Source organism: Bacteroides sp. 90-K9/2 (assembly GCF_047310725.1).
Taxonomy (GTDB): domain Bacteria; phylum Bacteroidota; class Bacteroidia; order Bacteroidales; family Bacteroidaceae; genus Bacteroides; species Bacteroides vicugnae.
Genome location: NZ_JBCGVL010000011.1, coordinates 30072 through 44182 on the forward strand (window position 1 = coordinate 30072; position 14111 = coordinate 44182).

Genomic DNA, 14111 nt, shown 5'->3' on the forward strand with positions numbered 1-14111 from the left:
GTTTTTTGTTTTATTTATTTGGAACAATTTCCAAACCAAATTCTATTTTTTCAGGTGATAGAAAAGCGTCTGATATACCGTTCAAAAATATAGAGATGATTCCTCCCAGTGATTGCATATCTTCTGGAAGCAGACTGACTATTAGCGGACTAAGATCTGGTAGTAATTTGGCTATGGGAGTAAAACCTTCTTTGTCTAAGTAAATAAAAGTATGTCCATCTTTTGAAATAACTTGCATCGGGATTCCGGTAGTTAACCAATTGAAAATAGCTTTGAAAGAAGTGTCATTGACATTGAGCAGGAATCCAAGTGTTTCATTTTTTAGACTTTGATTGAGCGTGGTTAGCAATTCTTTCACTTTCATAGCATCCATTTGGGATATAGCTTCAATGATAGCATTGGTTATATTGACATCCATATATTGATTGCCGCTGGATATTGAGGCAATAATATTAGCTAAGTTTAATTTTAATATTAACTTACCGTCTTTTTGGAACCAATTAGCAAATCCTTTTGGAGATGGAATATAATTACGGTTAACAATGTTAGGAGTAATCATATCCTGTGTTAATGGATTTTCTAGAAATCCAAAAATGATATCCATGTCTACTCCTGTCAATGGTTCATTTGAATAAGAAGCCGTTACATTCCCGTCCGCTCCTAAAGTAATTTCTTGTAGAACTTGTGGCAAAATATAACTTAATATGTTTTGAATAGCACTACCCCATGTTTGAGTTGTGGCTCCACTTTCTGAAGCTTCTATGTCTGCATAAAAATAGCATGATGCATTTAGTACTTGTCCGTCAACATCTTGCCATGTATATTCTTCTCCCCACATGTCTCCAACTACAATCGTTTTGATGCCATTAATAACTGTGGGTAGTTTATAAGTATTTGCCCATAATTCTGCATTGCCCATTTTGATATTGGATATATTTAATGTTAACTGTCCTTTTATTACGCGTCCTTCGTATCTAAAAGAGCTTAAAGTCTCATTTCCCATACTATTTCCTGAAAAAGAATATCCTTGCCCATCTCCAGAAAGGGGGATAGACATAATTTTTACTTCTTTTTCTCCTGGTAAAATATCATATAAGTTAATAATAGCGGTTTCTCCTGTTACAGTGCTAAAGTCTACTGATTTTCCGATCATTGTTTCACCATTATAGGTAAGAATTAGATTCGGATTGGGGTTTGATAGTTTATTTGAATAATTGGCTGTTACATCTATAGGCTCTGGTCCGTAGTGATCATTATCACAAGAAGTTAAAAATGCAGACGCTACGGCAAGGCAGCTTATTAATAGGATAGATATTTTTTTCATTGTTCTTTTATATTAGATAATTAAAATGAATTATTTCTTAGCTGTGAGGTCAATACCGATTTCCATTTTATCGAAAAGGGCTGCAACTTCAATTAAATTTGTTTCCAGCAAACTACCGATGATGCTGATGAACGGCATGAGAGTTTCTTTGTTGAAATAGATATAAGTATGTTCTTTTGTTGAGTTGATGCCCATTGGTATTCCGTCTTTCATCCATGTGAGCAGAGTTGCAAAAGTATCATCATCCAATTGAAGAATATAGGTGATTATTTCATTGTTTAAAATCATATTGATGGCACTTAACGTTAATTTTAAACGTGCCGGGTCAGATTTTAGAAGTGCTTCACTGATTCCTGCGATAAGCTGATAGTCAATTTGCTTTCCGTTGTTTTGTGCTATGAGAGACACAATGGCAGGGATATTTAGTTGTACGACAAATGCTTTGTTGCCTGTTTGATTCCAGTAGGCCAATCCTTTGGGAGATGACTCATAAGTGCGTTTGTTGATCAGACTTTTGAATTCAGCGTCAGTTTTGCCCGAATTGGCAACTTCCATAATTTCATTCATGTCTACAGGGCTCGTAGTATAGCTGGCAGTGACAATTCCATTTTTCTCAAATGTAATATCCTTCAATACATAAGGAAAAATCACATCTAATATATTAGTTGCCATTTGCTGTATTTGTAAAATCACCGGCTGGAGAGATTCTCCTCCTGCTTTTGTAGTAATATTCACGTAGCTGGCTCCGCTATTACGGATGATACTTTCTCCATCTGTTGTGTGGGAGTATGCAGGAAATGTATATGTGTTTGCAATGGAGTTGGCATAAGCCATTGTTACGTTCAGTGATAGCTGCATGTTTTTCGGAGTTATTATTCCTTCATATTTCACCGTAGCTCCTCCCATTGTGATATTGGTCCCGCTGAAAGTATAATATCCTTTCTTTTCATTCTCATAAAGTTGGATGCGACTGATAGGAGTTTCCTTTTCTCCCGGGATTATATTATTCAGCGTCAGTGTTCCCGTTTCGCTATCTTCTGTCTTGAAGCTGACAGTTTTTCCAATTAATTTCTCTCCGCTGTAGGTTAGGTCTAGCGTATATGGTTTAATATACGAGCCATATTCCTGACTAATTTCTCCTGGCCAAAATAGCTTGTCATTGTAAGTTTCTTCGCATGATGTAAAGAAAAATACTGCGCAAGCTACATAAGATAGTTTTCGTAAGTTTCTCATTTTGCTTTTTGTTTTTATTGCGTATTTAATAAAACTTTGCAAAGTTCGACTAACAATTCTTTATTGTCAAGGTCTGTTTTTTTATTTTAATGTTCTATTTTTAATCGTATGCGGTAAAAGTACCTAAAATGAAAAAATAAATGTGTTCTATTTTTAATATCGATTGTTCTTCTTTTAAGAATGGCTGTAAAAAGAGAATGAAGAGGTCTCTAAAAAAGCAAATGGTTTTCCTCCTATTTTTCACAGGTGAGAAACCGTTCATTTTTTTTCTTCTCTATTTCTGACTCTTGCGGAAAGTTTAGAATGTAATATTCATCTTTACAACTTTCAATAAATACTTCCGTAAAAAAGTGAAGAGGACTCCGCTGGAATATTACAAGAAATAAATCTATGTTTGCTTAAAATAGGGTTATACATAAAAATAGGATGTTTTATACATTTTCTTTGCTTTAATTAGAACCTATATGAGGACAGCAAATAAATAGGAGCTTAAATGTCTTTTTGGATTCTCCCAAAAGACAGTGATTTGATAGTAAATCCTTGCTGTTTGTATTTGTTTGCTACCAGATTCGAAATAAATCAATATTTTTTTTCTGATGTTATAGCTATTTGTTATATTGAAAATTAACGAAGTTAGAAGTGACATAGCTTGGAAACGACTCTTATTTCAATCAACGCCTCCTTCCTCACCGATGAACGGTAGCTTGGTCGGTGAGCAAGGAGGCGTTCCTCACCGACCAAGGATACCTTGCATTTAAAGAACGGACGTTTTCATACAATGAAAAACGGTCTGTTTACCCTTTATTTATGCATAATAAGGGGCGTGATATGCATATTCTTGCACTAGATTATGCATTTTATTTTCTATTTGATTCGATTCATAGCCACTGTTGAATAATAGAATCTTAAAAATAGAACAGAACAGTTTATTGCTGTAATACAGTCGATTCACCGATAAGAATCCCCCGTTCATTGATTTTTTTTCCTTTTTCTGCTTCTCTGTCATACATTTGTTACAGTATTGTAACACTTGCTACTCTAATCCCTTATGAATATGAACGAGGCATGTAATGTAACCACCGCACTTTCCGCTTTCTCCTCCATTTCTTTGGAAGAGATGAGTACCATCCGTTTGATGAACCGTACGGACACGAAGTATATCGTTTCGCTCTCTGCCCTGATGGACGTATTACAACGGGCGAGTAATTGTTATCGTGTGCAAGAGGTGCAGGGGGAGCGAAATATAGCTTATCACACTACCTATCTCGACACTCCCGATTACGCCATGTATCTGGCTCATCAAAACGGAAGAGTGATCCGTGAGAAGATCCGTGTAAGGACGTATGTATCTTCCGGTCTGACTTTTCTGGAAGTGAAGAATAAGAATAACAAGGGGCGGACAGATAAAAAGCGGATTCGGGTGCAAGGAGTAAACTCTTTGCGTCAGGATGGGGGAGAAGAGTTTCTTCGCAATTATGCTTGGTATGAGTTGTCCGCCTTGAAATTTCTACTGGAAAATCATTTTCATCGTATTACACTGGTGAATAAGGCAATGACAGAACGTCTGACCATCGATACTGGTGTGCATTTCCATCATCTCATAACTGGAACGGAAGCAAGATTGGAAAATCTTGCTATCATAGAACTGAAACGTGACGGGAGAACTTATTCACCCATCGGTGAAATACTGCGCGAACTGCATGTGCGGCCTTCGGGAATTAGTAAATATTGTGTGGGAACCGTACTCACAGCCGGGAACTTAAAATATAATCGGTTTAAGACCAAGTTGAGAATGGCACAGAAGATAGCAAAGAAGCAACTAATGAATATTTAATATAAAACCTGAATAATATGTTTGATGAACTAAGTGATATTACATTAATAGAAACACCATTGATGGATAGCGCAGGTTTCTTGGAATTGTTGTTGCGATTCTGCTTCAATTTACTGGTGGTATCCTGCATTATTCATCTGTTTTATTACCCTAAGAGCAAACGGCGTGATTATTACTTCACCTTTACGCTGATAAGTATCAGTATTTTCCTGATGATTTTCTTATTGGGAAGTGTCAAACTGAAAATAGGTTTTGCGCTCGGTTTATTTGCCATTTTCGGTATCATCCGTTATCGGACCGAGTCAATGCCCGTGCGTGAGATGACTTATCTTTTTGTCATCATTGCTATTTCGGTAATCAATGCCCTTGCCGTGGAAATCAGTTATGCTGAACTGGTATGTACCAACTTGCTTTTCATTGTCAGTATATGGCTTTGCGAAAGCAATCGCTGGCTGAAACATATCTCCTGTAAACTGATTCAATATGATAGAATAGAACTGATAAAACCCGAAAGGGAATTGGACTTATTACGCGATCTCCGCGAACGGACAGGACTTGACATTGTTCGTGTGGAAGTGGGACATATCGATTTTTTACGGGATACAGCCATGCTGAAAATCTATTATGAACCGCTGAAAGATGAGATAAATACGATTGATACGTTGACCCGCTTACCTAGAGAAAATGAATAAGAAAATGGAAGATAAGTCAGGCAGAGAAAGTCAGAAGAGATTCTGGGGGACAGGTAGATACCTGATTGGTTGCTTATTATTGTTGTGTATGGCAGGGAAGAGCCATGCGCAGGGAGATGACTTCGGCGTGTGGACCAGTGCGGAAGTGAAGAAAAAGATATTCTCCGGTTTCGATGCTTCTCTGGAAGGTGAATTCCGTACAAGAGACGGATTGCAGACGGTGGAACGCTGGTCGGGTTCGGCAGGTGTTTCCTATAAGATGTTTCGTTGGCTGAAAGCGTCTGCAGGATATACGTTTATTCATTATTATCATCCGATGGAGGTTACTAAAAAAGGAAACTATATCCCCGAATATTGGCAGCCGAAGCATCGTGTAAACTTGTCATTGACAGGAAAGGTGGACTGGCGCCGCTTCACGTTTTCCCTTCGTGAACGGTGGCAATATACTTATCGTCCCAGTCAGTCGGTTCCCAAATTCGATGGTGATGACGGGAGTGTGAAGAATGATGAATATATTAGCGGAAAAGGAAAAAATGTGCTTCGTTCCCGCCTTCAGGTGGAATATAACATACGTAAATGTGCTTTTACTCCTTATACTTCATGCGAACTTTCACATTCGTTGAATGAGATTGGTGCTTTTGAAAAGTTGCGATGGACATTGGGGACGGAATGGAAACTAAGTAAGAAACATGCTCTCGATTTTTATTATCTGTATCAAAATAAGGCAGACGACGATGAGGCAAACGGGCATGTGATCGGTGCAGGATATTCATTTAAGTTTTAATAGATAAAACAAGAAATTATGAAAAGGATTGTGTTGTTTTGGATACCGCTTTTATTGCTGTTGTTGGTGAACTGTACGACGGAATCATTCGATTTCGGCGATCAGGAAGGAATATTGGTCGGAGGTTCGGGAGGTGGAGGAAGCAGTCAGCCCAACCCGACGATTCCCGAGGGATCGGAAGATTTATTGGGATTTACAATCACTTTTGATGAAAGTGATAAAACGGCGTATGGAAGCATGTCGGAAACGGTTACTTCCGATGATGATTTTATAGAGAATTCCCAATTCGCCTCTGTGGTGACGATTATCTATAATGGAACGACTGCTGCGGTAAGCAATGGTGTTTCAGGAGTGGAAGTGTTTTCCAATGGGGCGCATGTCGTGGTTAATTCTACAGTCAGCGGAGTAGAATATGTGTTGAGCGGGACTACTACGAATGGCTCGTTCAAGGTATATAGCGAAAAGAAATTCAAATTATCACTGGCAGGGGTGTCTATACTCAATCCGGTAGGTGCTGCCATTAATATCCAGTCTTCCAAACGTGTGTTCGTGGTATGTGCAGACGGAACAACGAATGTGTTGACAGATGGTTCTTCTTATACGGCAACTACTGATGGAGAGGATATGAAAGCCTGCCTGTTCAGTGAGGGACAGCTTATTTTTAGTGGTGGTGGTTCGCTTACAGTTACCGGAAATTATAAACATGCCATCACAAGCGATGATTATGTGCGTTTCCGTAGCGGGTGTAATATTACGGTAGCTTCGGCCAAAAAAGACGGAATCCATACTAATGAATCTGTGATTATCGGCGGCGGAATACTGAATATATCTTCTGACGGCGATGCTATTCAGTGTGAAGAGGGAGGAATTACGATGACCGGAGGATTTGCCAAACTCTCTACAACGGACAATAAAGCGCATGGGTTGAAATCTTGTCTGGATGTGGTAATCAGTGGCGGTGCTATTCAGGCACAAGTGGCGGGAGCAGCCTCCAAAGGAATATCCTGTGATGGTAACCTGACCATCTCCGGAGGAAAGCTGACTGCATTCACTTCTCAAACCGCACTTTATGAAGACAATGATTTGAGTTCGTGTGCAGGAATTAAATGTGACGGAAATATCCTGATTACAGGAGGGGAGATCGCCATACAGAGTACAGGTGGAGCCGGTAAAGGTATCAACTGTGACGGTTCGATTACCATCAATGACGGCACGGTGAAAGTGATAACTACCGGTACGCAGTGTGTGTATGGCAAGCTCGACTCGTCGGCAAAAGGAATCAAAGCGGACGGTGCGTTGACAATCAATGGAGGAACGGTGCTTGTGAAGGCTACCGGTGGGAAAGGCAGTGAAGGTATCGAGAGTAAAAGTGTGTTGACTGTCAATGAGGGTACGGTTGCCGCCCTTTGTTACGATGACTGTATGAATGCAAGCAACAGCATTGTTCTTAATGGTGGCAATATTTATTGTTATAGTTCCGGAAATGACGGCATTGATTCTAATGGTACGCTGACCATTACGGGGGGAGTGATCGTATCTTCGGGTACTACTTCTCCCGAAGACGGATTCGATTGCGATCAGAATACCTTTAAGATTACCGGGGGGATTGTTCTGGGTATTGGAGGAGGAACAAGTACACCTACATCAAGTGTATGTACGCAACGCAGTGTGATCTATGGTGGTTCGGGAAGTAACGGAGAAATACTGAATATCCAGTCAGCCGACGGAACCAATGTACTGACTTATCAGATTCCCCGTGCTTATTCTCAAATGACGGTATTGTTCAGCAGTCCGAATCTGACTTCGGGCGGTAGTTATATCATCTCAAAAGGAGGGGCGGTTTCCGGTGGTTCCGAGTTCTTCGGATTATATACGGGAGCCACTTATTCCGGTGGCACACAGGCAGCAACGTTTACCGCCAGTTCGATGGTGACACAAGTTGGCAGCACTTCCGGCGGTGGCCAGCCCGGTGGTGGAGGCGGCGGACATGGCCCTGGCGGATGGGGATGGTAAACAGCAGTTTACCGTCGAAATCCGTCCTTTGGTCGATTCTATTTGTGATAAAGCAGGTTCGGTTTTATCTTTGTTTCGATAATCAGAAGCAATAAGGCATGAAAAGACTACGTAAACAACACATGCTGGAGCAGAGTATTTACGGAGCTATCTGGATCGTAATATTTCTTCTTCCGCTGATAGGCGGATACTTTGCCATGAGTGGAGGACTTGAGCGGGAGGAAACCCGTATGATAATCCGCGAATCATGGTTGAGTATCCTTCCTTTTTTCGTGCTTTTCCTGTTGAACAATTATGGCTTGGTTCCCTATTTCCTTTTTAAGAAAAGGTATTGGCAGTATACTGTTTCGTTGATTTTTGTAATAGGAATGATTTGTTGGCTTTCTCCGTCTCCTTCTGCCAATCATTTCCCAAAAGATTTCAAGCGAGGAGAGTTGCCTCTTCGTATGAAGGAGAACCGGAGAGATCAGATTATTAAGATGAGAGAAAAAGCGAGGAAGGAAGGGGATGTACATTGGAATGAGTCCAATCCCGAACAACATCCTAGGGGAATGGGAGCTCCAAATGGTCCCGGAGGATTTCCAAAACCGACTCCTTTTCCTTATCCTCCTTTTGTGCTCCGCTATCTTATTCATTTCATCATTGCCTTTTTGATGGTAGGATTCAATATCGCCATCAAACTTTTCTTTAAATCTTTCCGTGATGAAGAAATGCTGGAGGAGCTGGAACATCAACGCTTGCAATCGGAACTGCAATATTTGAAGTATCAGATTAATCCTCATTTTTTCATGAATACACTTAATAATATTCATGCCTTGGTGGATATTGATACGGGGAAAGCGAAAAGTTCGATTGTGGAACTCTCTAAACTGATGCGTTATGTACTCTACGAAGCGAGTAATAAAACAATTCTGCTTTCACGTGAGGTTCAGTTTCTTAAGAATTACATTGCCCTGATGAGTTTGCGTTATACCAACAAAGTTTCTATTAAGATGGATTTTCCGGCCGAAGTGCCCGAAGTGCAGATTCCCCCTTTACTTTTTGTCTCTTTTGTGGAAAACGCCTTTAAGCATGGAGTCAGTTACCGTAGCGAGTCTTTTATTCATGTCTTGATGCAGTTGGATGAGGGCAACCGGCTTTCATTCCGTTGTTCCAACAGCAATAATGGTTCGGCTGACGAACAGCATCATGGCATCGGACTCGAAAATATCCGTAAGCGGTTGAGGCTTTTATTTGGCAATGATTATACGCTTTCCATTACCGAAGAGGAACATAAATTTGATGTCTTACTTATTATACCTTTATTAGAATGAAATGTATAGCAATAGATGATGAGCCGTTAGCATTGATGCAGTTGTCGGATTACATATCCCAAGTACCTTTTTTGTCTTTGGTAAAGTCATGTCAGGATGCGTTCGAGGCAATGAAGATATTGTCCGAAGAGGAGGTTGATCTGATTTTTGTGGATATTAATATGCCCGATTTGAACGGACTGGATTTCATACGTTCTTTGGTGAACCGTCCGTTGGTGATTTTCACTACTGCTTATTCTGAATATGCGGTAGAGGGCTTCAAACTGGATGCCGTGGATTATCTGCTGAAACCGTTTGAGTTCCAGGATTTATTGAAAGCGGCGGATAAAGCCCGCAGACAATTTGAATATCGTTTGTTGGAGCAACAGGGTGAAATAGGGAATGCTTCGCAGATAAAAGGAGATTCGTTATTCGTGAAGAGCGATTATAGAGTGGTCCGCATCGATGTGAAGAATATCCGCTATATTGAGGGGATGAGTGAGTATGTGCGTATCTTTGTGGAAGGAGAGGACAAGCCGGTAATAACGCTTGCCAGCCTCCAGAAAATGGAAGAACGGCTTCCCACGCATTTCATGCGGGTCCACCGTTCTTATATTGTCAATCTTCGCAAGATTACCGAAGTTTCCCGTCTTCGTATTATTTTTGATAAGAATACTTATATTCCTGTCAGCGATAATTATAAGGAGAAATTTACGGAATACATTGGGAAATTAAGCCTTTCTTAAATAATTATTTAATTCCCAGTTTCTTGGCAATTTCTTTAGGAAGTGCGTCTTTATGCACCAGGATATTCATTGTCTTGTAGGCAACGAATGCTTTGGATGCATACCAGATACCATTATATTTGCCTGATTTACCCCAAGAGTTTTTCACCATGAAGTATTCTTTTCCGTTCTGGTCTTTAGCGATACCGTAGATTACCATTCCGTGGTCGTCTGTTGTTTCCCAGTTGTCAAAAGCAACTTGGCGCATTTCCTGGGTAATGTCCTTTTCAGGGAAAGGTTTGGTGAATAGTTCTCTGCGTTTGTCGGCAGCAGTCAGTCCTGTCCAACGTGCCATGTCCGAACCGGACAGTTCGGATTCTTTGGCTGCATCCGGCATTACGGCGATACCGTCACGTGAGAATCCTTGTTCGCTGACATCGCTACCCCATGCAAAGGTATAGCCTTTCTTTACAGCATTGTCCATAACAGCCATCAGCTCTTCGATAGGCAGGTTGTAAGACAGGCCATTGCGCCAGTTATCCTGAATTTCGATGGCGAATTGAGAATAGAACGGATGGTGTGTATAAGAAGTCAGTGATACATAGTCGTTATAGTTCAATCCCAGTGATTCGGCAAAAGTCTTTGGAGTATATTCTTTGCCTTTGTAGGTGAACTTTTCCGGACATGCTCCCAGGTAAGTGTCATAAATGGCGCTTAGTCCGTTTTTCCATACCGGAGTCAGTTTGCTCAACTTACCTTTTGCAATCGCATTGATGTAACCGGAAGCAACAGCATCCAGTTCGTTATGTACCGGCAGCGTATCACCGTACATAATACCCGGCATCACTTCTTGCGGAACGATACCATAATTTTTGATACAGTACATTACATCATAAAAACTTCCGCCCGGTGAGAAAGAACTGTCACCATGGTAACGTACATAGTTTACTCCGCGGTCTTGCATTGTTTTGTGTACAACAAACATTTCAGACAGGTCGTACTCACCTTTACCTAAACGAAGTAGTTCTGATTCAACAAATCCGAGAGTTGAGAAACTCCAGCAAGTACTCGAACGATTTTGGTTCTTGATAGAAGTTATCGGATTTTCTTTCACTGTCGTGAAAACAAAACCTTCTTCAGGTTTTGCATCTTGTGCCATAACACTTAGGCTGAATAGGCCTAAAGCAGCAATAAGGATTGTCTTTTTCATTCCTATGAAATTAATATTAAATGTTTTGGCTACAAATATAGGAAAGTTTCACCACAGAGTACGCAGAGGACACAGAGTTTTTTTATTATACATTGTTCGTTCTGTCATTCTGCGTCTGTCGAACGTGCTCTTCTCTACGTATATATCAGGAGAGTAGATGCTTCGACTACGTTCAGACTATACCTTGATAAGAATATCTGAAGATGTTTTGAGCGGAGATAATGGCAGATCGATTTATTTCTTAAGAAAAAACTCTGTGTCCTCTGCGTACTCTGTGGTGAGTCTTTATTGTATCTTGGCGCGGTAAGTTCGTTCGGAGAAAGTAATATTCAGGAACAGGGAAAAGCTATTTTCTTTCTGCATACCATTAGGTATTTTCATCTGACCTTTATATTTCAATCCGAGGGAGAGGACATTATTATTGCGTAATCCGAAGTTAAGTCCGGTGCTGACATAATATTCGGTTGCCTTTTTCTTTTGAATGACAATATAGGAATTGTTGATACCTGTTCCCAATAGGATGCTGACCGGATTGCGATAGACATTGCCCAATGTATATCTTCCACCGGCTGATAACCGGTGTTGATTCTCAAAACTGACGTTAGATTGGGAAGATTGCATCCGGCTCCAGTCCACATATTTGTAGTCGATGGTTGCCATCCATCGCAAAGTGTTGTAGGAAGCTCCTATCCCTAAGAATTGAGGAAGACATTGGCGATAGCGTTTCAGGCTTCTTTCAATATCACCCCCTCCCGAACTGCTACTAACGTATAAGTTATTATCTTGCTTAAAATCCTGCGAGTAACCATATACGGCACCGGCAACGAAAGAACGTTCGCGGTCTATAGCCCATTTATACTGTACACCAAAATCCGCATAAAAAGTATGTTTGTAGGAACTGGTTTCTTCTGTGGCAGTACCTTGCGTCTCCGTTTGTGTGATAGTCCCCGTCACATAAGAGAGATTGGTGCCGACAGAAAATCCTTTGCCGAAAAGGTAAGCCGTACTGATACCCATCTTGGAAAGCCCTCCTTCACCCTGAAAGAGAGAAGAGATGGTACCTCCATTGGTGCCTGCCACCTCTTCATCCAGCGTGATGGCATATCCTACACTGCTGACGGGAGCCATGAAAATAGCTCCATACCAGCGTGGAATAATCCGGCAGCCGATACTTAGGTTATTCAGATTTCCGGTGACGGAACGGTTGCTTGCTCCTCGTTGCGAATAAATCTGGTATGCTCCCATGATACCGGCATCGATCTGGAAGCGTTGTTCGGTCAACTCTGTGAGTGAAGCCGGATTGGCACTGTTCAGGAAATTATTTCCTCGCAATGCAATGCCTGCGCCGCCCAATCCGGCATATTGCCCGCCTTCTCCGGTTGAAAGCTCTCCCAGTCCGAACATGGAAGTAGGGGAGTTCGTTGTATTTTGTGCAATGATTATAGAGACAGGAGTATAGAATGCCAGAAGGCAAAACAAAATCTTTTTCATTGTTGATAAGTTTTGTAAAGTATGATAAGTTTGGTATTCTTTTTATTGGCAGTATGTTCCCCGTCGCCGAAGATAACGCCTTGGAGAGTGGTATAGAACAAGTTGTCCGGAAGAAATAATTGTAGTTTCTGACGGTCATATCCGGTAGTTCCCAGATTTGTTTGCAGGAAAGAGGTGATGTCAAAGGAGTAATAAGTCTCCTCATAAGACATCTCATCGACTATCAGGTTCCCGCTTTGTACGGAACTCCCGGTGAGGTCGGTGATTACACTTTGCGTCACATTTTCATTGTTGGCGGTGTAGAGAGCCAGGCTTTTGGGCAACGGGTACATGCCGTCATAAGTTCCTTTCACCGGATATAGCTGTAACGTTGCGCTCTCGATGGTCACAAGCTCTCCTTTCTCGCAGAGATTATTTAAATGTGGGAAGTCGATGGTGACATACATGCCGGTCATTCCCTGCAAATAAGCCTGATGCTCGCTTTTTCCGGAAGAGTATTCATTACCGTCTCCACTTTGCAGGTTGGCTATCGGGGTGTTTGAGCGGTCCTGTTCTATTTTGTTGTAAGTTAAGGTGCTGCTTGTGTTGAAAACCAATGTTTTTTCGTTCAGTGTTTCCGTAATCTGGTGATAGTAGACTGTGATGCACATACTGGAGTCGTTGACTTGAAATCCGCTGATACAAGCGTCATTTGCATCGGGTATGAAAGCAATTCCCTTGAAATAATCATGGAAGAAATTCTGGGATTGTACCCATCGGCCATCATTTAGCATCAAGTTGAACCATTCTTCTCCCCATGCATCCGGCAATCGTATTTCCAGTTCCTCGCTCGGTGAGCCCGGAGTAGGACGAAAGTCGAAAGATGCCAGTGGAGTTTCGTTGTAGTAGGCAGTAGTAGTGTTGTATAGGTACCCTCTATCGTCCAGTTCTATATTCTTTGTCAGTTCATGCAGATAAATGCGTTGGTTTTTTAGTGTATCTCCCAGATAATTGCCCGAAGAATACAGGCGTATGGTGATCGAATCGAACTCATACTGGATGTTTTCATCAAAAGAATAGGAAGGTACTTCATACTCTGCATAAAAAGAGGCGGTAATTTTCCCCCATAAGTTGTCGTCACGATATCCTATCTGACAAACCGTATCTCCCGAAGTGGCTACGGAGTCGCTTAATACTGTACTAAGTAATACCGTACAGGTGTCCATCTGTGCGTTGAGAAATGAACTTTGTACCCATTTCGCTCCTATGGACGATGAATCGTCTACACAAGCAAAAAAAGAAAGAGAGATAAAGAATGAAAAAAGTTGTATGATTGACTTCATGTAGTAAAAATGAAATTGGTTTTGTAGCGGCAAAAGAAGAGGTTTTCAACAGTCCTCCAAAAAACTATCGACTAAATCTTTGTATTTGTCGACCTGAATTTTGTTGGTAGATAGAATGTCTTTATTTGTCGATAGTTTTTTTATGCGTGCCCGTTGCCGCCTACATTTGCGGTTGTAATCAACGACATATT

The 14111-nt window shown here is 41.1% G+C and carries 11 protein-coding genes; 6 read left to right on the top strand and 5 right to left on the bottom strand.

The window, feature by feature from the left end:
- Positions 1 to 10: 10 nt before the first annotated feature.
- Entirely contained in the window at positions 11 to 1324 is a 1314-nt protein-coding gene (locus AAHJ11_RS19395) for a DUF4925 domain-containing protein (protein WP_004311757.1), read from the bottom strand.
- A 30-nt stretch (positions 1325 to 1354) separates the two neighbouring features.
- Complete coding sequence (locus tag AAHJ11_RS19400; protein WP_004311756.1) at positions 1355 to 2557, bottom strand: DUF4925 domain-containing protein; 1203 nt, start codon at positions 2555 to 2557, stop codon at positions 1355 to 1357.
- Between the two features lie 1054 nt (positions 2558 to 3611).
- On the opposite strand from AAHJ11_RS19400, the gene AAHJ11_RS19405 reads away from it, so the two are divergent.
- The 6 genes from AAHJ11_RS19405 (at position 3612) to AAHJ11_RS19430 (ending at position 9918) form a co-directional block, all read left to right on the top strand.
- The gene (locus AAHJ11_RS19405; protein ID WP_074637840.1) at positions 3612 to 4391 is read left to right on the top strand and encodes a polyphosphate polymerase domain-containing protein; all 780 of its coding nucleotides are present in this window, start codon (positions 3612 to 3614) and stop codon (positions 4389 to 4391) included.
- Positions 4392 to 4408: 17 nt separating this feature from the next.
- A complete protein-coding gene (locus AAHJ11_RS19410) occupies positions 4409 to 5083 on the top strand; it encodes a DUF4956 domain-containing protein (protein WP_074637827.1) in 675 nt (224 codons plus the stop codon).
- A gap of 4 nt (positions 5084 to 5087) precedes the next feature.
- Positions 5088 to 5867 (top strand): DUF2490 domain-containing protein, encoded by a 780-nt coding sequence (locus AAHJ11_RS19415; RefSeq protein ID WP_081352707.1) that lies wholly within the window; start codon positions 5088 to 5090, stop codon positions 5865 to 5867.
- Between the two features lie 18 nt (positions 5868 to 5885).
- Positions 5886 to 7880: a carbohydrate-binding domain-containing protein gene (locus AAHJ11_RS19420; RefSeq protein ID WP_413580037.1), complete on the top strand. Its 1995-nt coding sequence runs from the start codon at positions 5886 to 5888 to the stop codon at positions 7878 to 7880.
- Between the two features lie 98 nt (positions 7881 to 7978).
- Positions 7979 to 9193: a sensor histidine kinase gene (locus AAHJ11_RS19425; protein WP_148364633.1), complete on the top strand. Its 1215-nt coding sequence runs from the start codon at positions 7979 to 7981 to the stop codon at positions 9191 to 9193.
- On the top strand, positions 9190 to 9918 hold the full coding sequence (locus tag AAHJ11_RS19430; RefSeq protein WP_413580039.1) for a LytR/AlgR family response regulator transcription factor: 729 nt from the start codon (positions 9190 to 9192) through the stop codon (positions 9916 to 9918). Before AAHJ11_RS19425 ends, AAHJ11_RS19430 begins: the two co-directional genes overlap by 4 nt.
- A gap of 4 nt (positions 9919 to 9922) precedes the next feature.
- Here the strand turns inward: AAHJ11_RS19430 and AAHJ11_RS19435 are convergent, their stop codons facing one another.
- The 3 genes from AAHJ11_RS19435 to AAHJ11_RS19445 all read right to left on the bottom strand — a co-directional run bounded on the left by AAHJ11_RS19435 (position 9923) and on the right by AAHJ11_RS19445 (position 13920).
- A complete protein-coding gene (locus tag AAHJ11_RS19435; protein ID WP_148364635.1) occupies positions 9923 to 11107 on the bottom strand; it encodes an aminopeptidase C in 1185 nt (394 codons plus the stop codon).
- Positions 11108 to 11392: 285 nt separating this feature from the next.
- Positions 11393 to 12598 carry a hypothetical protein gene (locus AAHJ11_RS19440; RefSeq protein ID WP_298044768.1) on the bottom strand — a complete coding sequence of 402 codons (1206 nt, stop codon included), beginning with the start codon at positions 12596 to 12598 and terminating at the stop codon, positions 11393 to 11395.
- Positions 12595 to 13920 carry a DUF4270 family protein gene (locus AAHJ11_RS19445; RefSeq protein WP_217723061.1) on the bottom strand — a complete coding sequence of 442 codons (1326 nt, stop codon included), beginning with the start codon at positions 13918 to 13920 and terminating at the stop codon, positions 12595 to 12597. Before AAHJ11_RS19445 ends, AAHJ11_RS19440 begins: the two co-directional genes overlap by 4 nt.
- Positions 13921 to 14111: the final 191 nt, after the last annotated feature.